This window comes from Caproicibacterium sp. NSD3, assembly GCF_053613275.1.
Window position 1 is genome coordinate 60,385 of sequence record NZ_CM132119.1, and the last position, 24,995, is coordinate 85,379.

At 44.3% G+C, this 24,995-nt stretch carries 24 protein-coding genes, 1 tRNA gene and 1 pseudogene; 16 read left to right on the forward strand and 10 right to left on the reverse strand.

The features are described 5' to 3' along the window. Positions 1–4 precede the first annotated feature (4 nt). The 8 genes from ACVS9P_RS00310 to ACVS9P_RS00345 form a co-directional block, all read right to left on the reverse strand. On the reverse strand, positions 5–1,021 hold the full coding sequence (locus tag ACVS9P_RS00310; protein WP_452103664.1) for a zinc-dependent alcohol dehydrogenase: 1,017 nt from the start codon (positions 1,019–1,021) through the stop codon (positions 5–7). A 32-nt stretch (positions 1,022–1,053) separates the two neighbouring features. Next, positions 1,054–2,025, reverse strand: coding sequence for a C-terminal binding protein (locus ACVS9P_RS00315; protein WP_452103665.1), 972 nt, complete (start codon positions 2,023–2,025; stop codon positions 1,054–1,056). A gap of 25 nt (positions 2,026–2,050) precedes the next feature. Beyond that, a complete protein-coding gene (locus tag ACVS9P_RS00320) occupies positions 2,051–3,358 on the reverse strand; it encodes a TRAP transporter large permease (protein WP_452103666.1) in 1,308 nt (435 codons plus the stop codon). After that, positions 3,355–3,888, reverse strand: a complete 534-nt coding sequence (locus tag ACVS9P_RS00325; protein ID WP_452103667.1) for a TRAP transporter small permease — start codon at positions 3,886–3,888, stop codon at positions 3,355–3,357. The genes ACVS9P_RS00320 and ACVS9P_RS00325 overlap by 4 nt, the downstream gene beginning before the upstream one ends. 87 nt (positions 3,889–3,975) lie before the next feature. Next, a complete protein-coding gene (locus ACVS9P_RS00330) occupies positions 3,976–5,061 on the reverse strand; it encodes a TRAP transporter substrate-binding protein (protein ID WP_452103668.1) in 1,086 nt (361 codons plus the stop codon). A gap of 130 nt (positions 5,062–5,191) precedes the next feature. After that, positions 5,192–6,271: a LacI family DNA-binding transcriptional regulator gene (locus ACVS9P_RS00335; protein WP_452103669.1), complete on the reverse strand. Its 1,080-nt coding sequence runs from the start codon at positions 6,269–6,271 to the stop codon at positions 5,192–5,194. A gap of 177 nt (positions 6,272–6,448) precedes the next feature. Next, positions 6,449–7,135, reverse strand: coding sequence for a FadR/GntR family transcriptional regulator (locus ACVS9P_RS00340; protein WP_452103670.1), 687 nt, complete (start codon positions 7,133–7,135; stop codon positions 6,449–6,451). Between the two features lie 27 nt (positions 7,136–7,162). After that, the gene (locus ACVS9P_RS00345) at positions 7,163–7,852 is read right to left on the reverse strand and encodes a hypothetical protein (protein WP_452103671.1); all 690 of its coding nucleotides are present in this window, start codon (positions 7,850–7,852) and stop codon (positions 7,163–7,165) included. Between the two features lie 259 nt (positions 7,853–8,111). Here ACVS9P_RS00345 and ACVS9P_RS00350 point away from each other — a divergent pair, with 259 nt between their 5' ends. Together ACVS9P_RS00350 and ACVS9P_RS00355 are read left to right on the forward strand one after the other, a co-directional pair. Further along, positions 8,112–8,546 carry a hypothetical protein gene (locus ACVS9P_RS00350; RefSeq protein WP_452103672.1) on the forward strand — a complete coding sequence of 145 codons (435 nt, stop codon included), beginning with the start codon at positions 8,112–8,114 and terminating at the stop codon, positions 8,544–8,546. Positions 8,547–8,695: 149 nt separating this feature from the next. Beyond that, positions 8,696–8,772, forward strand: a tRNA-Arg gene (locus tag ACVS9P_RS00355). 168 nt (positions 8,773–8,940) lie between these two features. Here the strand turns inward: ACVS9P_RS00355 and ACVS9P_RS00360 are convergent. Then, positions 8,941–10,644 carry a two-component system response regulator gene (locus ACVS9P_RS00360; RefSeq protein WP_452103673.1) on the reverse strand — a complete coding sequence of 568 codons (1,704 nt, stop codon included), beginning with the start codon at positions 10,642–10,644 and terminating at the stop codon, positions 8,941–8,943. Between the two features lie 512 nt (positions 10,645–11,156). Here ACVS9P_RS00360 and feoB point away from each other — a divergent pair. From feoB to rpe, 8 genes and pseudogenes are all read left to right on the forward strand, one after another. Then, positions 11,157–13,037 (forward strand): annotated as a pseudogene (gene feoB, locus ACVS9P_RS00365) (ferrous iron transport protein B); the annotation flags it as partial. A 28-nt stretch (positions 13,038–13,065) separates the two neighbouring features. Continuing rightward, positions 13,066–13,248 carry a FeoB-associated Cys-rich membrane protein gene (locus ACVS9P_RS00370; protein ID WP_452103674.1) on the forward strand — a complete coding sequence of 61 codons (183 nt, stop codon included), beginning with the start codon at positions 13,066–13,068 and terminating at the stop codon, positions 13,246–13,248. A gap of 184 nt (positions 13,249–13,432) precedes the next feature. Beyond that, positions 13,433–13,648, forward strand: coding sequence for a DUF3793 family protein (locus ACVS9P_RS00375; RefSeq protein WP_452103675.1), 216 nt, complete (start codon positions 13,433–13,435; stop codon positions 13,646–13,648). Positions 13,649–14,055: 407 nt separating this feature from the next. After that, on the forward strand, positions 14,056–14,484 hold the full coding sequence (gene rplM / locus ACVS9P_RS00380; protein WP_452103676.1) for a 50S ribosomal protein L13: 429 nt from the start codon (positions 14,056–14,058) through the stop codon (positions 14,482–14,484). A gap of 17 nt (positions 14,485–14,501) precedes the next feature. Beyond that, positions 14,502–14,903: a 30S ribosomal protein S9 gene (rpsI, locus tag ACVS9P_RS00385; protein ID WP_452103677.1), complete on the forward strand. Its 402-nt coding sequence runs from the start codon at positions 14,502–14,504 to the stop codon at positions 14,901–14,903. Positions 14,904–15,941: 1,038 nt separating this feature from the next. Continuing rightward, a complete protein-coding gene (locus tag ACVS9P_RS00390) occupies positions 15,942–17,147 on the forward strand; it encodes a G5 domain-containing protein (RefSeq protein ID WP_452103678.1) in 1,206 nt (401 codons plus the stop codon). A 193-nt stretch (positions 17,148–17,340) separates the two neighbouring features. Then, positions 17,341–17,721: a hypothetical protein gene (locus tag ACVS9P_RS00395; RefSeq protein WP_452103679.1), complete on the forward strand. Its 381-nt coding sequence runs from the start codon at positions 17,341–17,343 to the stop codon at positions 17,719–17,721. Positions 17,722–17,942: 221 nt separating this feature from the next. Then, positions 17,943–18,593, forward strand: coding sequence for a ribulose-phosphate 3-epimerase (gene rpe / locus ACVS9P_RS00400; protein WP_452103680.1), 651 nt, complete (start codon positions 17,943–17,945; stop codon positions 18,591–18,593). Between the two features lie 120 nt (positions 18,594–18,713). Here the strand turns inward: rpe and ACVS9P_RS00405 are convergent, their stop codons facing one another. Then, positions 18,714–19,181 carry a hypothetical protein gene (locus tag ACVS9P_RS00405; RefSeq protein ID WP_452103681.1) on the reverse strand — a complete coding sequence of 156 codons (468 nt, stop codon included), beginning with the start codon at positions 19,179–19,181 and terminating at the stop codon, positions 18,714–18,716. A 267-nt stretch (positions 19,182–19,448) separates the two neighbouring features. Here ACVS9P_RS00405 and ACVS9P_RS00410 point away from each other — a divergent pair, with 267 nt between their 5' ends. From ACVS9P_RS00410 to infB, 6 genes are all read left to right on the forward strand, one after another. Then, on the forward strand, positions 19,449–19,979 hold the full coding sequence (locus ACVS9P_RS00410) for a stage V sporulation T C-terminal domain-containing protein (RefSeq protein ID WP_452103682.1): 531 nt from the start codon (positions 19,449–19,451) through the stop codon (positions 19,977–19,979). Between the two features lie 189 nt (positions 19,980–20,168). Continuing rightward, entirely contained in the window at positions 20,169–20,657 is a 489-nt protein-coding gene (locus ACVS9P_RS00415) for a ribosome maturation factor RimP (protein ID WP_452103683.1), read from the forward strand. A gap of 3 nt (positions 20,658–20,660) precedes the next feature. Beyond that, positions 20,661–21,761: a transcription termination factor NusA gene (nusA, locus tag ACVS9P_RS00420; RefSeq protein ID WP_452103684.1), complete on the forward strand. Its 1,101-nt coding sequence runs from the start codon at positions 20,661–20,663 to the stop codon at positions 21,759–21,761. Between the two features lie 54 nt (positions 21,762–21,815). Beyond that, the gene (gene rnpM, locus ACVS9P_RS00425; RefSeq protein WP_180341774.1) at positions 21,816–22,085 is read left to right on the forward strand and encodes an RNase P modulator RnpM; all 270 of its coding nucleotides are present in this window, start codon (positions 21,816–21,818) and stop codon (positions 22,083–22,085) included. Then, complete coding sequence (locus ACVS9P_RS00430) at positions 22,078–22,401, forward strand: L7Ae/L30e/S12e/Gadd45 family ribosomal protein (RefSeq protein ID WP_452103685.1); 324 nt, start codon at positions 22,078–22,080, stop codon at positions 22,399–22,401. Before rnpM ends, ACVS9P_RS00430 begins: the two co-directional genes overlap by 8 nt. Then, entirely contained in the window at positions 22,398–24,971 is a 2,574-nt protein-coding gene (gene infB, locus ACVS9P_RS00435) for a translation initiation factor IF-2 (protein WP_452103686.1), read from the forward strand. Before ACVS9P_RS00430 ends, infB begins: the two co-directional genes overlap by 4 nt. Positions 24,972–24,995 lie beyond the last annotated feature (24 nt).

Consider the following 24,995-nt stretch of genomic DNA (forward strand, 5'->3'; position numbering starts at 1 on the left):
CCACTTAGTCAAAACAGAACATTACTTTAATCGCACCGCTGCCCTTGGTGGTAACGAGGTCAAACCCTTTTTGTGCCTCGCTTACCGGAAGAACATGAGTGATGATTTTTTCAAACCCGGGATCTTCCGCTACAATCTTTGCCGCAATAGCAAAATCTTTTTTGCGGTAGACCCGTGTGAACTGAATGTTTGTCTCTTTAAACATGCCTTTAATAAGCGGCAAAGTGGCAGGCTTTGCATAAGCGGCGATAATCAAAATGGTGCCGCGTACCTTTACTGCATCAAGAAGAAGGCTTGCGACCGGCTGCACACCGGCACAGTCGATTACCCAGTCAAAGCCGTTTCCATCGGTGCGGTCTTTACAGTAAGCTTCCATCTCTTTCGGAAGCTTTGTCGGATCGACCACTTCGAATCCCATCGAGCGGGCGTGTTCGGCGCGCAGAGAATCGGTTTCCATCATCAGAATGGAAGAGGCACCAAATACGCGCAGAGTCATAGCGGTAGCAAGACCGATAGTGCCGCAGCCAAAGACGAGAGCGTTGTCTCCGGGACGGAAATCGCGTTCCCGCAAAGCGTGAACACAGACAGCTACCGGTTCTACAAAGGCGCCCATCTTATTGGAAACTTTATCGGAAAGAGGAATAATACTTTCTTTCGGAGCTTCTACATATTCGGCAAAGCCGCCGTCACAGTCGATTCCAACAAGCCCCAGTGTGTTGCAGACGTGCATATTGCCGGTTTTGCAGGGTTCACATTTGCCGCAGGAAAGCAGCGGATAAACGGTGACCCGTGTTCCTTTTTTGATTCCGGGTACGTCGTCGCTTTCGAGCGTGCCGGAAAATTCATGACCCATAATCAGCGGTGCTTTTGCACGGGGATGGGTGCCGTGATAAATATTTTGATCGGTGCCGCAGATTCCTGCGTGCGAAACTTTTATAAGGGCCCAACCTTCGCGGGGCTGAGGTTTTGGTACATCGCGGACGCTAATGGTATTGGCTCCTTCATAAACGATTGCTTTCATTTTAGAACGTGTACTCCTTTCGAGAGAGATACTTAAATGTGATTGATCGGATAACGAACCGGCTCTCCGTTTAAGAAGCGAACGGCCTCTTCGGCGCATTTGCGTTTAAGCTCCAGAGCAGCCTCTTCTGAATACCATGCCATATGGGGGGTGATAATCAGATTCGGGTGTTTAAAGAGCGGACTATTGTGATCGAGCGGTTCCTGATTGACAACGTCGATTCCGGCGCCGGCGAGTTTTTTGGAAGTGAGCGCTTCGTTTAGCGCATCTTCATCCACAAGCCCTCCGCGGGAGACGTTGATAAAATAGGAACCATCTTTCATTTTTGCAAATGCTTCTTTGTTCATCATGTGGTGATTCCCAGCGTTTAACGAGCAGTGCATCGAGATAACGTCGGACTGCTTTAAGAGTTCGTCAAGAGAAGCACAGTAGGTAATATCCTGCGGAAAATGACGGCTGAGACTCTTATAATTAGGGTCAAAAGCAATGATCTTGCAGCCCAGAGCTTTTACTCTTTTGGCAAATTCAGAGCCGATCCGGCCGGTGCCGACGATGCCGACCGTTAATGTTGAGAGACGGTGTACCGGAATGGATTCTGCATAATTCCAGGCACCTTCCTTTGTACGGTTGCCGAGAAGCCATGCTTTGCGCACACAGGCGAGCATCAAGGTCAGTGCGTGATCGGCAACTTCATTCATGCCGTAATCCGGCACGTTGCAGATTTGAACGCCGTATTTGTCGGCGTCTTCCAGGTTGACATTATCAACGCCGACGCCGTAACGTACGATCATCTTCAGCGACGGAACGCCTTTAAAAACTTTTTCATTCATCGGTGCGTATTGGTTTAGAAAACATACGGCACCCTGACATTCTTTAATTACTTCATCTTCGGTGTGGCAGTGCAGCCATTTAAAACCGCAGCCGGCCTTATCGAAAACGGATTTTTCCATATCGACATTGTTGTGATCACAGTCACAAATGATAATTTTAGGATTTTGTTCCATGATACTGTTCCTTTCCAAAAAGAGATTACGCGATCAGACCGAGTGCAGAGGGGATCGCCAGAGACAATCCCGGAATGAAGGTGACCATCATCAGCGTGATCACGACGACCGCGAAGAACGGCAGCAGCAGACGGATAACCTGTTCGATCTTGACATTGCCGATCTTGCAGCCTGCGAACAGGATTGCACCGACCGGAGGAGTGATCGTGCCGACACAAAGGTTCATAACCATCATCAGTCCGAAATGGACCACACTCATACCCCAGCCCTGTACGATTGGCAGGAAGATTGGGGTAAAGATCAGAACGGCCGGGGTCGGATCCATGAAGGTACCGACAATCAGAAGGATGAAGTTCATGATAAGCAGAATGACGACCGGATTGTTGCTGACCCCTAAAAGTCCATGAGCAATCATCTGGGGAATCTTGGTGAAGGACATAACCCATGACATAATGGAGGAGACGCAGACCAAAAATTCTACGATTGCAGTGGTCTTAACAGAATCCAGCAAGATTTTGGGAAGGTCACGGATTTTCAGGTTGCGATAAATAAAGCTTAAAAGCAAAGAATAGACAACAGCGATTGCGGAGCCTTCGGTTGCGGTGAATACACCGCCGAGGATACCGCCGATAACAATAACAATCAGAAGCAAACTTGGAATGCCCTCCCAGAGGGTTTTGAGAACTTCTTTAACATTATAACGTTCCGTATCGATATAGCCGCGCTTTTTCGCCATAAATCCGGTAAGGATCATGCAGGCGACGCCCCAGAGAATACCGGGAATGTAGCCTGCCATAAAGAGGGCGGCGATCGAGACAGAGCCGGCAACGGTGGAATAAACGATCATGATATTGCTTGGAGGAATCATCATGCCCGTAGGGCCGGAAGCAATGTTAACGGCTGCGGAGAATTCTTTGGAATAGCCTTCTTTTTCTTCCATTGGCCCGAGGATAGAGCCCATAGCGGAAGCAGCGGCAACGCCGGAACCGGAAATTGCGCCGAAGAGCATGTTTGCGACGATGTTGGTTTGTGCAAGGCTGCCGGGCAGACGATGTGCAATTAGCTTTGCACAGCCGATCAGTCGCTTGGCAATACCGCCGTTGTTCATGATATTGCCCGCTAAGACAAAGAATGGAATGGCGAGCAGAGAGAATGAATTGGCGCCGGTAAACATTCGCTGCGAAGCGGTGATCATTGCCTTATCAAAGGGAAGAATTACCAGGATGGCAGCAGCGGAGCTGACTCCGATGGAAAGGCCAATCGGGAAGCCGAGACAGAGGGTAATGACGATGCCGACGACCATAATCAGTGCGGCAAGTGTAGCGCTGTTCATGTATCAGATTCCCCCTTTCCTGTGGTTGGTGCTGGTTTTGCGGCAACTTTTTGATGATATTCGACAACTGCAAGGCAGATGTTATAGATTGCATAAAACAGCATTACAAAGCCGCAGATCGGAATTGCTATGTAAATGATTCCCATGGGGATCTGCAAAGAAGCATCTACTGTGGTCATCTGTTTGAGTGCGCCCTGATAACCGCCGACAATCATAATGCCCCATGAAAAGATGAGCAAAACAAAATTGGTAATAATTTCGACGATTAGATAAGGTATCGGGGATAATTTGTCTTTAATTACCGTAATGTTTAGATGTTCACGCAGACCAAAAACATAGGCACTGCCAAACATGATCATCCAAACGAAAAGGTACTGCGCGAGTCCTTCGGAAATAGCACTTGGCTTGTTGAAAAAGTAGCGTGTGATTACCTGATAGGTAACAAGGATTGTCATAATGGCAAGAATGATAATGTTGCACCATTCCATAATCTTGTCAATGACCCTTTTTACCGCTGTAAAAGCATGCATTGATGTAGAACCTCCTGTTCTCTTTTCCCTCTTTAGTAAAAAAGACCCGCAGGAGCCTGCGGGCCTCTTTTGACATTCTCAAAAGGGTTATTTCAGCTTCTGAATTTCTTGATAGATGGATTTTGTCATATCACTGCGGTTGGAAACGCTGTCAATCAGGGGCTTCATAGCATCCTGGAAAGGTTTAATATCAACGGTGGTGATGGTGACATTCAGTTCATTCTTGCACTTTGTGAGATACTCATCGCGGAGTTTTGCAGAAAGGCTGAACATCGTATCAACGGATTCTTTAGAAACTTTCTTCAGAGCTTTTGCATCATCTTCGGTCATACCTTTGAGAAGACTGGAGCTGATGATCAGTTCATCGGGGATCATCAGGTGGTTTGTCTCAGAGAAAAACGGCGCAACTTCGTATTGTTTCAGATCAACATAAGTAATGATATTGTTCTCAGCGCCGTCCAAAGTACCTGCCTGAATTGCAGAGTAAACATCGCCCTGGCTCATCGGGGTTCCTACGCCGCCCATGTATTTGAGCATCTGAACCATAGTATCGGACTGCATAACACGAATCTTTTTACCGGAGAGATCAGCTGGGGTTTTTACCGGAGCACTCTTTGTGTAGATGCAGCGAGCTCCAAGGCTGTAAGCTGCAAGAACATCAAATCCTGCACTCTCGGTTGTCGCATACAGATCATCAAGTGCACCGGACTGGAACAGTTTCTTCTGATGATCGATAGAATCAAACATGTAAGGGCAGCCGATAACCGCAAAGTCCGGATTTACGTTTTCTACCATGGAGTTTGCGACGATTGCCATATCGATCGCACCATTTTCGACCAGTTCCAAAGAATCTTTCTGGCTGCCGAGCAGCTCATTCGGATAAACTTCAATGGAATAACGGCCATCAGTTGCATCATAGAGCTTATCGCTCATCTCAACAACAGTCTTAGCCTCTGGGTTTTCAGCCGACTGGTTGAAAGAACACTTGAGGACGGTCTTGCCGACCTTAGTGCCGGTCGCAGCGCCGGAAGCACTGGACGAAGTAGCGGCCGCTTTAGAAGCGGTACCGGAAGCTGCTGCAGAAGAACTGCTGGAGCTTCCGCCGCAGCCTGCAAGACTAAATGTCATGCCTGCTGCCAACGCAAGAGCAAGGATCGATTTTCTTTTGAACATTCTGTATTCCTCCCATAAATAAATGATTTATGCTGACTGGTACGTTACCAGTAAACAACCATTGAAAAGCCACTATGGAACCGGTTCCATAAAACTCTAAAAAAAATCCAACAAAGAATTTTTTATTTTTTTAAGAAGAAACCGTAGAACCTCTGATTTCAAGTTTATTGGGAAGCTCTTCATAAACCGGATCTTTGGGGCCTTTTCCAGCAATCCGTTGGAGGAGAAGCTGAGCGGCGTGTTCTCCGACCAATCTGGAATCCTGGGTAATTGTGGTGATCCCCGGTGGAATTAAATCAGCCCAGCCCCAATTATCAAATCCGCAGACGCCAAAATCGGCGCCAATCGAAATTTTCAAAGTTTGTACAGCGTTAAGAACACGCAAAAGCGTTACACCGTTTACTGCAAAGAGCGCGATCCGTTGTTTCGGATATTTAGCGCGAAACTGCTGAACCTTCTCGGTACAGTCCGCCTCTTTTTCCAGAGAAAAAGTATAAGTGTTTTCCTTACCGGAATATCCAAATATTTCATGGAGCGCATCGCAGAATCCTTGATAACGAAGGATTCGAGGAGCAATCATTCCGTTGCCTGGAGTGAAAAAGGCAACCTGCTCATAGCCTAGCTGTTTTAAATAAGAAATGCAGTCATATGTAATATGGTAATTCTCAGTGGCAACGGTATCGATGATACCGGGTGCCGAAAGGCATCGATCGGCGAGAACCAGAGGAACTTTTTGTCGTTTTAATTCCAAAAGATACGGATCGTTTTGTCCGGTGGTGTTGACAATCAACCCATCCACCTGGTTTTCCAAAAGATTTTGAATCGCACGGCGTTCATTTTCCGGATCATCGCCGCTGTCCACAAGGAGCAGTTGATAGCCAACTTGTGTGCAGACACTGTTGATCCCTTTTACCAGAATGGAAGAAAAAGGGCTGCTGATATCACTGACGAGGCAACCGAGCATTTTACTATTGCGGGATTTTAAGCTTTGGGCAATTCGATTTGGACGGTAATTGAGTTCTTGAATCACCTTTGCAATCCGAACCCTGGTTTCATCGGACAAAGCATCGTATCGACCGTTAAGATAGCGGGAGACAGTCGTTTTAGAAACGCCTGCTAAAGAAGCAACATGATCAATGGTGACTTTTTTCCCGTCTGTTGTCACTTTTGCTTCCTTCTTTCTGCTCTCCTGTACTTTCAAATTCATCATATATTGATGAAACCGGTTTGTCAATGTATTTTATGCAAATTAACTTAAAATCGTCAAATAAACAAGATATTAATAAAAATATTGTGCAGTTTTAACACGAAAGGTTGGCCCACTCGGAGACAAGTTGTCCTACCAATTAAAGAGGCATAAAAAGACTCTGACCAAAAATGTCAGAGTTTAAGGGGTTGGCTCATTTGGAAATAGATATTGACGATTTGTCGCTAGATGTAAAATCATAGCATAGCGGGCACCATATGGATCATGGCGAGAAATTGCGTTTGCCAGTGCTCGATGATACCGAATCGTATCTCCTTTGAGGCTGTTTTTGGTCAAATCGATATTTAGAATCGCTGACGAATGAATCACTGGAACCAATGTACTGACTACTTGATTGTGACTGGCCTGAGCAATTCGTCGGTGAAATTCTACATCGGCTTGCTGGTATGGTTCTTCATTTTTAATCAGTTCCTGTACCGTATCACATTGCTGCTCGATCATCCGCAGTTCCCGAGAAGTGGCACGCGTTGCCGCAAGTTCAGCAATGCTCGGTTCCAACATCAGACGAACATCTAAAAGATCCAAAGCGAGCTGCTGATCGTGCTTTAAAAAAGTAAGCCCGAGAGGATCGCTTGAGACTCCTTGTTGGGGCGAAATAAATGTGCCGGATCCTTGCCGAACGACCAGAACGTTTTGGGAGATCAGCGCTTTTACGGCCTCACGAACAGTGCCGCGGCCAACATTAAGTCTGCGGCAAAGCTCCGATTCGGTGGGCAGACGGTCGCCGGGTTTCATGTCGTTTTTCAGAATCATATCGACAATTTGTTTTTGTACAGCCGCACTAAGCGGCGGGGTTCCCTGTTTCAATCATTTTCCTTCTTTCGATGATGACCTTCAGATTATTTTTTCCACAGTCAGTATGGAAGTAGGTCGAAAAATATGCAGTAAAGGTTTTAAATCCTTATCTTTTAATTTAGCTCGGTTTTCCATCATGATGCAGCAGTCCATCCAAAATAGATAGAGGCATTTTTCAAAAGGTGTGCAGAGAAATGCCGGCGTAAATTCAGCAGGAATCAAATAAAAAGAAAGTTTACGCTTTTTAAAACCATGAAAAGAACTTTCTATCCGTTTGTTTCCATAGATGACCTGCAGCGGCGGTGGAAATCCGGGAAGAGGGCATACAAAGATTTCAGTTCCTTTTTCAGGGATAGACGGCTCTGCGGCTGTGGAATTATAATGAAACGGAGAATCATGGAAGGAAAGGTCACCGGAAAGTCCGCGGGTAAGATCTTTTGAAATAAAAACCCGTCGCTCTTTTCCAAGGGAGTCTTGTCGGAACCAATCAAAAAGCTTTTTCTGGTCAAAATGAAAAATAATGTTTCCACCATGAAAACTGCATGGAACCGGAAAAATCGCCTCCGCATTTTCTGGGAGCATATTTTTTTCACTGCGGACATTTGTACGCAGAATTCGGTGCCATTTGTTGCGAAATTCTTCCGCAAAGCTGCAGTTCTGCATCCATTTTGAAGAAAAAAGTTCCGTTGCCGATTGAAATGCATCTTCATAATTTTGCTGGATTTCCATTTTTATCTCCTCGTTTTTATAACTTGTATAATAGGATAATGTATCACAACTTTCAAAAAATTTCTACAAGTTTGCTGAAAATTCAAGGATAAAATCATTTTTTTCTAAAATGATAATACATTCCATCAAAATGGATTCGATTAAAATTCCAACAAAATCATGTTTTTTGGGAAATGCTCTTTCTTGCTTTTCTTCTGAAAAATCATTATAATGAAACTATTCTCCATATGAGTAGTAAGTTTTAAAGGAGAGACTTTCTATGACAAAATCACCACGACAGATTCGCATCGCAGCGGCTGTCTTTGAAGCTGCTTTTTTGGTCTTCCTTTTTGTACCGGCTGCTTTTCAAAAAAACAGTACATTGACAACACCGGAAATTGCAGTCTACGCTCTGGCAAATCGTTTTTTTGAGTGCGATTTTTTTCTGTTTATTGCATTTACGATTCCGGTTGTAATCTGGCTGATTTTATTTTTAGTGAAACCTTTACGCAGGGCATTTGGGATCTGTGTTTTTTTATCTGCTTTTCAGGGGATTTTTATGGCCTGCTTTTTTAGCTCTATTCGGTTGATCGTTCCACAAGTAAATTGGATTCAGTATGTTCTTTCTTATCTGCCGATTGCTTGTATGATCCTGCTGATTTTGGGCTTTTTACTGTCATGGGAGGGAAAGCCCGTTGACAAAAAACAAATTTGAGCCGTATAATTAATATTGAATGAAAAAGCCATCTGGATCATTTGGCTTTTTTCCTAAGTCCTATTTTCAAAAATAGTGAACGGGTAAAAATGCTTTTACAGCGAAAATGGGTAAATCATTCGAATGACTTTGCCTTTAATAATGTATTTGTCTTCGTAGCTCAGCTGGATAGAGCGACCGCCTCCTAAGCGGTAGGCCAGCGGTTCAAATCCGCTCGAGGACGCCAAAGAAATACCGCGATAGATAGCAAATTGTTGCTTTCTACTGCGGCTTTTTTATGCTTATTTCGATATAAATATACGAAAATATACGGTTAAAATCTAAAAAGTGCAAGTCAAAATGCAAGTCAAAATTTAGACCATTTATAAAACGTGAAAAATATTCACATAAAAATTTACTGGTAACTGGAAGAAATCAATGGGATTTCTATATCTGAATTGTTTAAAAGTTTGGTAAATTCATCGACCGGCATAGGTTTTGCGTAATAATATCCCTGCACATAGTCGCATCCCAGTTTTCGTAAAAAATCAACCTGCTCTTTTTTTTCAACACCCTCTGCAACGACCTGTAAATTGATCCATTTTGCAAGGCTGATAATAAATTCCAAAATATTATGTTTGTTTTTTTGTAAGGCACCTTTTTTAATGGAATTCATAAAGCGCATATCGAGCTTTAAAATATCAATCGGAAGTTCCGAGAGCATATTTAAAGAAGAATATCCGGTCCCAAAATCGTCCATTTCAATAAAAAATCCGATTTTTTTGAGCTTATTGACAACGCTTATTAATTGTTCAGCGTTTTCTGTATAGGCAGTTTCTGTGATTTCGAGATGAAGCTGACTCGGTTCAAGCCCATGCTTTTTAACGATATTCCAAATAATTTCCGGAAGGTTTTCTTGATAGATGTCTTTTCGGGAAACATTTACGGAAACCTGAATATGTGGCAAGCCTTTTTGGTTCCAGTTTTCCAAAATTTCGCAGGTGTGATTCCAGACGTATTCGTCTAGTTCTGTAATAAAACCGGTATGCTCAAAGAGCGGAATGAATTCGCTCGGGTTCAGTGCGCCCAGTTTTGGATGGGTCCAGCGCACCAGCGCTTCTGCACCAGCAATTTTTTCATTGGTCAGATCGTATTTTGGCTGCAAAAAGACTTGAAACCGATTCTTTTCCAAGGATGATTTCATTTCATCTATAATCTGCTGTTCCCGAAGAAGGCGCTGTCGTATAGAGTCGTCATAGTAAGCGTAAGACTTTTCATAATGCCCCTTTACACTTTCTGCCGCCAAAATAGCACGGTCACACATAATAGGGACAGGGGTTTGTAAATCTTTTATTAAGTACACCCCGAATTTCAGGGAAATTTTCATGTTCAAGGGAAATTGCTTTAATTCTTTTTGAGCTGCGTCGATAAATACATGCATATTTTCATCATCTGCGGATTTCGGAACCAAAATCATAAAGTGGTCTTCACTGTGGCGCGCGCAGATCCCATGGAGCTGAAGGGAATCGTGCTGTAAAATTTTTGCGATATATTGCAGAAGCTCATCGCCTGTAGTAGGCCCAAAGCTATCATTTACCAATTTAAAACGTTCAATGTCGGTGGCGACAAGAGTATAAGGCGCTGTTGGATCGGTACCCAAAATTTCTTCCGCATGGCGATAAAAAGCGTCTTTGGTATAAACACCGGTAAGTGTATCGCGTTCAATATGCCCAATACAAAGATTGGATTCATATAATTCAATCAGATTGGAAAGTCTGCGGCGCAGAATTTTTGGGTTATAAGGGGTGGAAATAAAATCTCTTGCGCCCATTTGCAGCGCTTTTATTTCGCTGTCCTCCTTGTTGTCCTGAGAAATTACGATGACAGGGATGGCAGCCAGTTCCGAATTCTTTGACATTTCTTTTAAAACATCATAACCATTCATAATTGGATCCAGAAGAACTGCAGAGATGGTTCCCTTTTGGGAACGTAGAGTCGCAAGAGCGGATCTGCCATTATCCGCTTCAATAATTTCGTAAAAGTCAGAAAGAAGCCTGCTTAAAATTTTGCGATTGATTTTTTGATTGTCTACAATCAGGATTTTCAATTTTGGTCTCATTTCTCTCTCTCCCGCTTTTTTATTCTGCTGTTCTTGTAAAAGCAGAAAATATTTCTTCCTAAATAGAAATCTTAGCTTTTTAATCTTATTAGCACAAGACACAAATTCCTGGCTTAAGATAGGAGATTTTTATGAAAAAAATAATTGTCTAATTGTATTATAATTTAATTTATAAAACGAATCAATCTTTTAGAAAACGTTTAACAGAGATCACTTTATAATTTGTATTTATTTTTATAAGCTAAGATTTACCCTTTTAAATTCCATATTTAGTATACTACTTTCTTTATTATGATTACAACACAATGACATTAAATGGAAATTTAAAAAGTATTGTAAAATTTAATGTTGCATAGTTCCAAAATTATAAAAACAAAGCTTAATTTTGAAAAAACTTCATTGACTTTTAAATTAGCATATGCTAATATAGCGCTTAGTTAGCAAGTGCTAATTATAGAAAATGGAAAGGGAGCGGTAAAAATGCCATTAACGCTCGCGAACATTGGAGAGCAGAACATGCGCTGGCTCATATTGAAGAGGCTGCTTTAAATAGTGTTCCGGCAGAACAGCAAAGATGGTATGCAATTAAGATTTTTGAGCGCGATGATAAAGTGCTTGCACAGCTGAAATTGGGGAAAGAAGTTCTGGACCATATCGAACAGGATATTAAGTCCGCAGAAAAAGAATGCGATGACGATGCCGAAAGTATTATCACGAACGAACGCTACTTGTACATTGCATCCATTCTAAAAGGCTGCTATCACAAGAAGAGCGCAGGAAAGCTTTCCATTTCCGATAAGATTGATAAAGTCGTTACGAACCGTTTTGCGGCGCTGCCAATTTTTGTAGTCGTCATGTTTCTTGTTTATTTTGTCTCTATTACAACGATCGGCGGCTGGGTAAATAACGGCGTCTTTGGAGACGGCTGGCATTTATTTGGGATTGGAACTTCCTCTTATGAAGAAGCAAAGGATGCTCATCAGGAATCGGGTGCTATGAAAGAAGCCTTTGAAGCAGCCGCGAAAGATGCAGGTCAAGATCCGCAGGAAGCAGTCGACTTGACAACGACCGCAGATCTTCGCAATGAGGATGACGGCAGTATCGACCAAGAAATTCCGGTAGATTATGATACTTATATGGCAGTCGCTGATGAAGAAGAGCCAGATCCGGCCGACTACGGAATTTGGGTACCGGGGCTTCCTTCACTGATCAAGGGCGGGCTGGACAGCGTAAATTGCGCGGACTGGCTGGAAGGACTGATTCTGAATGGAATTGTAGCCGGTGTTGGAGCGGTTTTGGGATTTGTTCCGCAAATGCTTGTTCTGTTTTTCTTCCTTGCTTTTCTGGAAGCCTGCGGATATATGTCCAGAATCGCGTTTGTGATGGACCGGATTTTTCGTAGATTTGGCCTTTCTGGCAAATCGTTTATTCCAATGCTGATTGGTACAGGCTGCGGTGTCCCGGAAATTATGGCTTCCCGCACGATCGAAAATGAAAGAGACCGCAGAATGACGATCATGACGACAATGTTTATTCCCTGCAGTGCAAAATTGCCGATTATTGCTTTGATTGCAGGTGCACTGTTTAATGGAGCGCCATGGGTGGCACCGAGTGCATATTTTGTCGGGATTTTTGCCATTGTTCTCTCCGGAATTATGCTGAAAAAGACGAAAATGTTTTCCGGCGATCCAGCTCCATTTGTTATGGAACTGCCAGCCTATCACTGGCCGACTGTTTCTAATCTGCTCCATTCTATGTGGGAGCGTGCTTCTTCCTTTATTAGAAAGGCCGGTACTGTGATCTTGCTGGCAACCATTTTAGTTTGGTTCACTTCGAATTTTGGTTGGGCCGATGGTTCTTTTGGAATGGTTGAAGAAGCCGACAGCATGCTTGCGGCATTTGGCTCTGTAATCTGTGTAATCTTTGCGCCGCTTGGATGGGGCAACTGGCAGGCAACCGTCGCAACATTGACCGGACTGATGGCGAAAGAAAACGTGGTCGGAACCATGGGCGTTTTGTTTGGAGGATTTGACGAAGTTGCAGAAAACGGCTGGCAGATTTGGAACAATATGCAGGCTACCTTTACTTCACTTTCTGCCTATTCGTTCTTAGCCTTCAACCTTCTTTGTGCCCCGTGCTTTGCAGCAATGGGCGCTATTAAACGCGAAATGAACAGTGCAAAATGGACCTTTTTCGCAATCGGATATCAATGTGTATTCGCCTATGCAGTATCACTTTGCATCTATCAGCTCGGAATGCTTTTCTCGGGATCTGGAAATTTGGCTGGCTCCGTTGCGGCGTTTGCGGTTGTGGCGTTTTTCCTTTATATGCTGATTCGCCCCTATCAGGAATCCAATACGCTTCGGCAGCCCAACGCACGGGTACACGCGTAAAATCAAAAAAAGACAGGAGGAATTTTATATGTTTGAGTGGTTTGTAAGCAATCTGGCGACCATCGTGATTTTAATGGTTTTGGTACTCGTTGTAGCAGTGATTATTTTTAGGATGATCAAAGATCACAAAAGGAAAAAATCCTTCTGTGGCTGTGGCTGTGCCAACTGCCCGATGAGCGGAGAATGTCACCGCAAAACAACGGAAAAGTAAAAAGTACGGAGTAAATCCTCCAATAAAAGCCCTCAAAACTCCAAAAGTCATAAAAAATGTCAAAATACGATTTTGTTTGTAAATCATAATTTCAAATTAAAACAGTAAATAGATATAAAATGCGAATTTATGATTTCAATTTTTACAAAAATCATCAGAAGAAAATAAGATGTCGTAAGAATTGATGATTCGATACTGCTTCCCCACACTTGTCGGTATCAAAACAGGAAATCTGTTTTCTTGTTTTGATTCTTCCCAAGATAAAATATTTGGGACGGTAAGAAAGTGGAACCAGCATCTTGTCCCAAAGGGACTGCGGGTGCTTCCGCTGTACTTTTCAGAAAAGCATGCCCTCATTTATTTGGCCCAAACAATTAAAAAGGGATCTTTCAAGAAATGAGTCAAAACTGTTTTTGAAAGAGCGCGGCTATGCAGTTGATCATTTGAATCAATGTTCCAACGGAAAAAGGATGGAACGGCTGGCAGGAGCTGATTGAAAAAGTCAAGGAAATCCGAATGGGAGCAGTTCGCTTTTAAAAGGAACTGCTCTCGTTTATTTTTAAAATGAAAGCATAGAATACTCATGTAAAAGGCTGAAAACGAGAGAAAATCAAAGAAAGTATGAAACTAAATAAAAAAATCAAGGAAATTGGCTTGACTTTCCGAAAATGCTGTGTTACTATCATAAATGCAATTCCTCTGCGCAGAATTTTCTGCGCGCTTTTTTACTTGATTTAAAAAAGAGCAAAGAGCAGCCCCGCTGGGGCGGGGCGATTGTAAATATAATTCTGAACTGGAGGTTCTGTTATGTCCACTTATATGCCGAAGGCAGAGGCTGTCGAGCGCAAGTGGTATGTGATTGATGCAGCGGGGAAACCCCTTGGCCGTGTTGCTTCGCAGGCAGCTCTTTTGCTGCGTGGAAAGCACAAGACGACTTTTGCTCCCCATGTAGACTGCGGTGATCACGTAATCATCGTTAACTGTGCAAAAACGGTGCTCACCGGAAACAAACTTGAGAAGAAACATTATTATCATCATACCGGCTATATCGGTCATCTGAGAGATGTCAAATATGATACCATGATGCGGGAAGAACCCTGCAAAGCCATGGAGCTGGCCGTTAAGGGAATGCTGCCGAAGAATACGATCGGTCGTACTTCCATCAACCGTCTTCGTCTGTTTGAAGGGGAACAGCACGAACATACCGCCCAGCAGCCAACTGCATGGGAATTTTAAGGGAGGAGGACTGAACTATGTACGAGAAAGCACCTTATTTTTATGGTACCGGTCGCCGCAAGAGCAGCGTTGCCCGCGTTCGTTTGTATAAGGGCACCGGAAAGGTCACAATCAATGACCGTAGCATTGATGATTATTTTGGCCTTGATACACTGAAGGCCATTGTTCGCCAGCCTCTCGCGCTGACAGAACTTAATGATAAATTTGATATCGTTTGCCGGGTTGCCGGCGGCGGTGTTTCCGGACAGGCCGGGGCAATCCGCCACGGCCTTGCCCGCGCATTGCTCCAGTATGAGGATGGAAGCCTTCGTTCTACTTTGAAAAAGGCTGGTTTCCTGACTCGTGATCCGAGAATGAAGGAACGTAAGAAGTACGGCTTGAAAGCAGCTCGTCGTGCTCCGCAGTTCTCAAAGAGATAAATTGCATATTCCAGCGCTGTTTTTACAGTGCAAAAAAATCCTTCCGAAAATATTCGGAAGGATTTTTTATTTTTCCTTTTTTCGCCATGTTATTCGAAAAGTTAGGATTAAAATGGGGCTGTAATTGATTCAGAGCAAATATTATTGGTAAAATCGTCAGCGTTTTTTCGAAAATTAAATTTGCTTATTAGAAGTAAAACTTAAGAAAATCCGCTGAAAAATAGAAGAAAACATCAAACAAAATTGCCCTATTGAAAGGTAAAAACAGAGAATCCTATCTCAAAAATTATGGAAGAATAAAGTCAAAAGTTAAAACAAAAGCAATAATAGCCGAAAAATCACCCACAATCAACAGACCTTTTTTGATCCATTGCGATAACTCTATTATTTTTTTTACATTATATATGTTTAAATACATATATATAATTACTTCGTAAAAAGTGAAGTTTAAAAGGGAAAAAATAGGAGGACAAATTGTAAAGGGATTGACTGTTTCCATAAAATGTAAGAAAAAATTTTCAAAATCAAGTGACAAGGGGTATGCCATTACAATTCTAGAAATAGTGGACAACCCCTATTTTAGCGGTATAGAGTGTGGAGGTTATGCCTTCATGTAAAGTGATTCACTTTACACTAAATCAGAAAGGACCTCTTATATTAGAAAGGTCTTCCCTTTTACTCGTAAAAATGAGAGATGGAAGAACAAGTAAAAAGCGGGGATCGAAATGCAATTTTTCCTCCACATCAGCCCCTAAAACCACAAGAATTTGGGATTGAAATAATTATGTTAACTTTATTACAAAATGGTTACAAGCAAATTCTTACATAATGCACAGAAAGTAAATCCAACAAATCCCATTTTAACCACTTTTCTTGAAGGAAAAGGAACCCTTTCGACTGGAAACGGGGGGGAGCCTTTGTACATAATGCTCAAATTTAGAACTTTTTGAAATTTGACAATGAGCATTTTTATTCGTATCATGAGACCCATAAACCTGTTGAGCAGTTGGTAAGTTATCAGAAAAGGGTGATTAGATAATGCTGAAACCAATCAAGATGATTGCTGCGCTGAGTGCGGCACTAGTAATATCAGGAACGGCGATGGCCGGTACGGTATTCGCGACAACTCACAATGCGGTCGTTACTGTGAATGGCCAAAGCACAACCCTCCGAATGCTGCAAAACGGAGAGACTCAGTCCATTCTACAGATGGCCGGCGTAGAACTTGGCCCAATGGATCGCGTAGACCGCGAGACAAACACAAGCGGCGACATTCTTTTGAATGTAATAAATGGGCGGGCTGTGAGTGTGCAGGACGGAAACAAATTTTCTTCTTTGGTGGTCAACGATGGAGCTACGGTAGAAGAGGTTTTGAATCAGTTGGGAGCGGATCCGATTGGCGAGTCCGATACGGTTACTCCTGGATTGCAAGAAAAAGTTCAGGACGATATGCAGATCACCGTCGAAAGACGACAGCATGTTTCAGTTGCCGTTGATGGTGAGACAAAAGATATTTTGGTTTTGAAAAATGAAACCGCGGTACAGGCACTTCGTGAGGCAGGCATTGATCTTGGAAAAGACGATGAGTTGAATTTACCATCCAATAAGCCTCTCGAAGAAAATGCACAAGTTGTTGTAAACCGGATTACATATCAGGAAACCACCGAGACCAGAGCACTGGACTTTACGACCTCGGAACAAGAGGACGCAAGTTTAACAAAGGGAACCAGAGAGGTTCAAACGGCAGGTCAAAAAGGCGAAGCCTCGGTAGTGGTTCGTACCAAGTATGTAAACGGACAACAGGATTCTCAACAGGAATTGTCCTCTACTGTGACCAAACAGCCGGTGAATGAAGTGGTTCTTGTAGGAACGAAAGTGCAGGTTTCTCAGCCAACACAAAACGCTTCTTATTCCGGAAACTCAGGAGGCAATACCATTGCGGGTCTCTCTTATTCAAGAGTGATCAGCGGCGTATGTACCGCTTATACAAACGATGGAATCTGCAGCACCGGAGTTCCCACGATGGTTGGACGGGTCGCAGTTAACCCAGCAGTGATTCCATACGGCACGCGGATGTATATTACTTCTGCAGACGGCAGTTATGTTTACGGTTATGCCGTGGCCGCAGATACTGGTGGATTTGTTTCTAACGGAAGCGGCGTGATGATTGACCTTTATATGAATACGATGGGCGACTGCACTAGTTTTGGCCGCAGATCGATGAACATCTATTTTCTCAATTAAATCACAGGCAGTAAGGCTTTGATAAAAAGCTTTACTGCCATTTTTATTAGTCAATCATAATATCGAAGGGACAGATTTGTCCCATGGAGAATAGAATTATAATAAAAAGATAAAAAACCTATTGCAGATTCAGAACATTTGTGCTAACATAAGAATCAAGGGTTTGAACAAATGTTTGAGGTGAAAAATGAAAATGTCTATATTTTTTGGCGGGATTTTGTTTTTGATATCATTGCAGTTGGCGCTGCATTATCATCCAAAGGGAAAAGTGGAACGGTTGATGATCGGGATGGTAGCAGCGATGTCGCTTTTGGCGTTCGCTTTCGGAGAGGGAAACTTTCTGTATTTTTTGATAGAAGGGACTTTTTCGGGAGTCGTAATTCTTTGCGCCAGAAAGGTTTTGAGGAACGAGGCTAAAATGCGTATGCACCGCTACTGCATCGAGCGGTATACAAAACAGGAGAAAACTCGGCAGGCACGCGTTGCTGTGCGCAGCAGGATGCAGGAAGATCGGGTTGCGGCAGCATACTTTGGAGGCCATTCCGAATTGACCTTTTTTGGACGTTGTGCCTAGCGTGTATTTGCACGCAATGGTGATTCCAGCATAGACTGAGGGTGCGGGAGGCAGCTGCCTTTTCCCCCGCTTATTATAGATGAAGCCCAGCTTTCGTACGGCGATTGGTACGAAGGCTGGGCTTTCTCATTTAGCGGATTGTCCTGATAGATCTTCCTTTTTGGGGAAAGATGGTGTATGATAAAAAGACAAATGCAGTAAAATTTTGGAGGAATCAAAGCATGCTGATAGCACCATCTATTTTGTCGGCTGATTTTGCAAAACTAGGAGAAGAAGTCGAAGCGATTACGAAAGGCGGAGCGGATTGGATTCATATTGATGTGATGGATGGACACTTTGTGTCGAATATCACAATTGGGCCATGTGTTGTGGGGGCGATCCGCTCTCATACGAATTTACATTTTGATACACACTTGATGATTGATCATCCTGAACGATATGTACCACAATTTTTAAAAGCCGGAAGTGACCGGATCTGTTTTCATTTGGAAGCGGCAGAAGATCCGGCAGCAGTCTTGGAAAAGATTCGTGAGGGCGGCGCAAAAACCGGAATTGCTTTAAAGCCCGGTACCCCGGTAGAAAAAGTGTATCCCTATTTGAATAAGACCGATATGGTGTTGATTATGACGGTCGAGCCTGGTTTTGGCGGGCAGAAATTCATGGCGGATATGATGGACAAAGTGAAAGCAATTAAAGAAAAATGTCCGCAGGTGTTGGTTCAAATTGATGGCGGGGTCAATTTGGAAACCATTGGTGCCGCAGCACGTGCCGGCGTCGATGTTTGCGTGGCGGGAACTGCAGTCTTTGGAAAAACAGATTATGCAGCTGCTATTTATGGATTAAAAGAGAAAGCACGTGAAGCACTTCTTTAAAGACAATGAAAAGCCGTTCTTTTCCGAGAAAAGAACGGCTTTTTTAGTTGTTTATCTTTTGCACAGTATTTTATCAATCAAAAAAGCTCCTTAACTTATCAGCAAGGAGCTTTTTGTAATTTAATATTTTGTGTTTTTAAAGAGCGTGTCTGCGGCGGCTTTATCTGAAATGGTTCCTTTGGCGTAAAGAACGGTACCGCTGATCCTTGAAAGCCGGTAGTAAAGATCGCCGCCCTGAGCAGTCATCGTGGTGTATGTATCGGAATTTGTCTCTTTAATTTCCAACCCGGCGCGGGAAGAATAAGCATCTCGCATCTGTGAATAAAAATCCTTTGCGTCGTTTTCTTCTTTAAACTGAACGAAAGCCATTTGCAGAGAAGAATCACTTTGCTGTGCGCCGACTAAGTAAGCATCCAGTTTGGAGGAAGACGAAATGTCTTGGCTGTTCACGGTATATCCGGCAGATTCTGCCGCTGATTGAACCGCATCAGATGAAAGTGCTGTTCGTGCGGAACCGCATCCGCTGAAAAGAAGAGCTACCGATAGAAAAAGCGGAGCCGCAATCTTAAAAAATGACTTTTTGATCATTGAGAAACCTCCAAGTTTTTTAAAATGAAATCCGAAACTCTAACTCTAAAAAGAATAATTTTATTTTATTCTTTTTTCGGCTGAAATGCAAGATAAGACGCGCTTTTGAAATGGAATCAAAGAGATTTGTCCGAATCGACATTTATTTCCAGATCATATAAGCAAAAATTCGGCATAGCAGGGAAAATATTGCAGATACTAGTTCCTGTAATAACCACAAACATTTCTTTTTCAATCTTGAAAAAGATTCATAGGAGGTAATCGTCGGTGAAAGCAACAGGAATTGTAAGAAGAATTGATGATCTGGGACGGGTGGTAATCCCAAAGGAAATCCGGCGTACGCTGCGGATTCGGGAAGGAGACGCATTAGAAATTTATACAGATAACACCGGTGGCGTAATCTTTCGCAAATATTCTCCAATAGGAGATCTTTCTCAGACGGCAGATCAATATGCCGAAGTCCTGTTTCAGACTTCTGCACATCCGGTCCTCATCTGTGACAGAGATCATGTGGTGGCGGCAGCGGGTGTTTCCCGCAGAGAGTTTTTGGAGCGCCGCGTTTCTGCAGAACTGGAGGACTGTATGCAGAACCGCCGCCCCTACCTTTCACAGTCAAAAGATGGAATCCGCCCAGTGGAAGGGATGGACTGCCACGCGGATACGGTATGTCCGATTCTTGTCCAGAGTGATGTAAATGGTGCAGTGGTACTTTTGGGAGGAGAGACCCCTGCGGATGATACAGAGAAAAAATTAACACAGACCGTGGCGGCGCTTCTTGCAAAACAGATGGAAGCGTAAAGAAAAGGAGAAAAAACCTGTTGTGCAGGAAAAATTATTAAAAACATGGATTTTCTAAGGCGGAATGCCTTTTCAAGGGTAAAAAAGCCTTGCTTTTTAAAGAAGGCTGTGCTATACTCAAAACGTAATATTTTGTAGGATGAAAGAGTGGGGCGACCCGCTCTTTTGTTTGCATTAGAGGTGTATCACTTGGCAGCAAAGAAAAAAGGCGGTATTGCACAACAGGTTCGTAGTTTTGTAGAGCCTTATGCCCACGAGTTAGGACTGACTGTCTGGGATGTTCGGTATTTAAAAGAGGGCGCAGATTGGTTTCTGCGTATCTTTATCGATAAGAAAGGCGGCGTTTCGATCGACGACTGCATTGGTCTGACCCATGCCATCAACGATCCTCTGGATGAATTGGACCCGGTATCGGATGCTTATACGCTGGAAGTGTGTTCCCCGGGAATTGACCGAGAGCTGACTCGCCCGGAGCATTTTGCAGCTTATCTGGGAGAACCGGTTCGCGTGCGTCTCTTTCATGCATTGCCTTCGGGGGAGAGAGAATTTTCCGGAATCTTAAAAGAATTCGGAGACGAAAATGTAACTCTGCAGCTTCCGGATGATACCGATTTTATATTTTCCAAAAAAGATGCTTCATGGGTGAAGCTCGACGATGACGCTATTGGAGGGAACTAAAGCATGAATAACGAGATCATGGAGGCTTTGAAAATTTTAGAAAAAGAACGGGGCCTCCCCATGGATTATATGCTGGATCGAATCGAAAAGGCAATTACCACAGCATGTAAAAACAGCTATGGCAACGAGAACGCGAAAGCGGTTCTTGATGAAAAAAGCGGCGAGTTTAAGGTGACTCTGCGTAAAACAGTTGTGGAAAACGTAGAGCAGCCAGGCACCCAGATCACATTGGAAAAAGCACGTGCAGTGGACCCTACAGTTGGAATCGGCGATGAAGTAGAAGTTTCTGTTAAAACAAAGGAATTTGGAAGAATTGCCGCCCAGACTGCCCGGAATATTATCCGGCAGGGAATCCGGGATGGAGAGCGCGGCCAAATGCTGCAGGAGTTTCAGTCAAAGCGGCAGGAACTTGTTACCGCTCTGGTAGACCGCGTGGATCCCCGCTCCGGCGGTGTCTCTCTGCGGATTGGTCGCAGTGAAGCGAATCTTCCCCGCAGTGAGATGGTTGGAAATGAGCAGTTCCGTGAAGGCGAGCACATTAAAGTGTATGTGGTGGATGTCCGTGATACGGAACGTGGACCGCGGGCGATTCTTTCCCGCACACACCCGGATCTTGTGAAACGCCTTTTTGAGATGGAAGTTCCGGAAATTTACGATGGAACCGTCGAAATCAAAGCGGTTTCCCGCGAAGCCGGTTCCCGTACGAAGTTGGCGGTCATGTCTCATAACCCCGATGTGGATGCGGTAGGTACCTGCATCGGCGCGAGAGGCGCCAGAGTCAATACAATTGTTGATGAGCTTTCCGGAGAAAAGATCGATATTGTCGAGTATAGTGATGATCCCCAGAAGTTTATTGCCAATGCACTTTCTCCGGCGAACGTTCTCAATGTCGAAATTGCAGAAGACGGTTCTCATTCTTGCCGCGTAACGGTGCCGGATGGCCAGCTTTCTTTGGCAATCGGCAATAAAGGGCAGAACGCCCGCCTTGCGGTAAAGTTGACCGGTTGGAAGATCGATATCAAGCCGGAAAGTGGATTCTATGGAGAGAATCCACTAGAGCATCAAGAGAAACCTGCAGAGGACGAAACTGCAGAGAATGAATAAAGAAAATTCTTAAAACATAAATGAGCGAATCGATTCCCCAAAAGGAGGTCTCCCATGCGTCCAAAAAAAATCCCCATGCGTATGTGTACTGGCTGCGGTGAGATGAAACCTAAAAAAGAGCTGGTACGTGTTGTAAAATCACCGGAGGGTGAAGTCTCTCTGGATCTCACCGGAAAAAAACCGGGTCGAGGCGCATATGTTTGCAAAAGTGCGGAGTGTCTGCGCAAGGCGAGAAAATCCCGGCGCTTTGAAAAGGCATTTTCCATGAAAATTCCGGATGAGATTTATGACGCAATGGAGAAGGAGTTGACGGAGAATGAGTAATAGGGTGCTCCCCTTTCTAGGGCTTGCCCGCCGCGCGGGAAAGCTGAGTTTGGGGCATGATCCGGCGTTGGATCAGATCCGTCATGGAAAGGCAAAGCTGATTCTTTTAGCATGCGATTTATCGGAAAGGACTGCAGCTAGCATTCGCCAAGAAGCGGATATGATGAAAATCAACGTTCGGCCTTTACGGGAGAATATGGATGAAATCGGCAGCGCGCTTGGCCGACGCACCGGTGTAATTGCAGTAAACGATGCCGGTTTTGCAAAGAAGTTAGAGACGCTGTGCGCAACCGATGAGGAGGAATGTAATTTATGATGATTAAATACAGAGTTCGCGAGGTAGCAAAAGACTTGAATGTTCCGAATAAGGATGTTCTGGACGTCCTTGAAAAATATACCGAGGGGCAGAAAAAATATATGACTGCCCTGACAGAACCGGAATTGGACATTGTGTTTGAATCTTTCACACAAAAACATTCCTCAGAAAATCTAGATGAATATTTTGCCCAGAGAGATCTGAAAAAATCGAAAGAACCCGAAAAAGAGGCGAAAAACGTGCAGCCAAAATCCAATGCACCACAGACAGAAGAAAAACCCACACCTCGTCCGGTCGCACCACAAACAGAAGAAAAAATCACACCTCGTCCGGTCGCACAGAAGCCGGGAAGGATCACACCGGTAGCTCCTCGTAATGATCATTTTGTCAACCGCAATAATCAGCAGAGCGGAAGACCGAGCCGCGAAGGAAATGATCGCCCGCCTTTCCGTAGCAATAACAACAATAGCTTTAACAACAATAGCAATAATAATAGACGTCGGGAACTTTCTCCTGCACAGAAAATGGCGCAGCAGACGCGCCCAATGCAGAACAACCCTTCTGTGAAGCCACAGTCGGATCAGCCGATTTCGCATCCTGAAGCGCGGATTGTAGATACCCGTGCCCATACGGTCGAACTGGATAAATACAACGAAAAGTATGATCGCCTGGCAAGCGACAGATTTAAGACTGATAACATGGTTCATAAACAAAAGCTTACCCAGCGCCGGAACCAGTATTATCGTAAACCCAGAGGGGCTCGTCGTGAGACAGAAGCGGAGCGTATGCGCCGAATCGCATTGGATCGCAAAAACAAACCGATCACCGTGCAGATTCCAGAAGAGATCACCGTTGGAGAGCTGGCAATGCGCCTGAAAGCGACCGCCGCAGAAGTGATTAAAAAACTGATTGGCTTAGGCGTTATGGCCAGCATCAATGATACCATTGATTTTGATACCGCTTCTCTTGCGGCATTGGAATTTCATGCGAAAGTGGAAAAAGAAGTTGTTGTCACGATCGAAGAGCAGATCATCGACGACAGCGAAGATAAAGATGATCAGTTGGTTCCCCGTGCGCCTGTTGTAGTCGTTATGGGGCATGTCGACCATGGTAAGACGAGCCTGTTGGATGCAATTCGTCATACTAACGTAACGGAAAGTGAAGCCGGCGGCATTACACAGCATATCGGTGCTTATCAGGTTAAATTGGGAAAACGGGATGTTACGTTCCTTGATACACCGGGCCATGAGGCATTTACAACCATGCGTGCCCGCGGTGCGCAGGTAACGGATATTGCAGTTTTGGTAGTCGCTGCAGATGATGGCATTATGCCGCAGACAATCGAAGCAATTCATCATGCGAAAGCAGCGAAAGTTTCGATCATTGTTGCGATCAATAAAATGGATAAACCCGGAGCTAATCCGGATCGAGTCCTCAAGCAGCTCACCGAATACGAACTGGTTCCGGAAGAGTGGGGCGGCGAAACCCCCTGCATTCGGGTTTCAGCAAAGGAGAAGACCGGGATTAAGGACCTTTTGGAGATGATCCTTCTCGTTGCCGATATGAAGGAACTCAAAGCGAATCCTGATCGTGCTGCGAAGGGAACTGTAATTGAAGCACGCTTGGATAAAGGGCGCGGACCGATCGCAACCATGCTGGTACAAAACGGTACGCTCCGTATTGGAGATATTATTGTTGCCGGAACAACAGTCGGCCGTGTGCGCGCGATGACTAACTTCTGCGGCAGACCGATTGAGCAGGCAGGACCCAGTGTCCCAGTGGAGATTACCGGTCTTGATGATGTTCCAACAGGCGGAGATATCTTTAACGCTGTTTCGGATGAACGGCTTGCCCGTCAGTTGGTGGAACAACGCCGTACTGCTCAAAAAGAAGATGTCTTTAATGCTCGGACCAAAGTTACACTGGATAATCTCTTTGAGCAGATGCAGGAAGGCGATATGAAAGAACTGCAGATCATTGTAAAAGCAGATGTACAGGGATCTGTAGAGGCGGTTCGCCAGTCATTAGAGAAGCTCGGCAACAGTGAAGTACGTGTGAATGTGATTCATGGCGGCGTCGGCGCAATCAACGAAAGCGATGTCATGCTTGCAACGGCCAGCAATGCAATTATTGTAGGCTTCAATGTCCGTCCGGATCCGGTGGCGGAGGAGAATGCAAAGCAGAACGGCGTAGAGATGCGGCTTTACCGCGTGATTTATGACTGTATTGCAGATGTGCAGTCTGCAATGAAAGGAATGCTTGCTCCGAAGGTACGCGAGATTCAGCTGGGCCGTGCCGAGTGCCGTGAGGTTTATAAGATCAGCAGTGTCGGCACTGTAATTGGCGCACATGTGATGAGTGGAAAGATTTTACGTTCGGCACAGATTCGTGTTGTCCGTGACGGAATCGTCATTACCGAGGATCAGATTTCCTCTCTGCGCCGTTTTAAAGATGATGTAAAAGAAGTAGCCGAAGGCTACGACTGCGGTATTTGCCTCGAGAAATTCAATGACGTAAAGGCCGGCGATATTCTTGAAGCTTTCCAGATGGAAGAATATCGCGAGGAATAAAAGGGAAAACCAACAAGAAGGGAC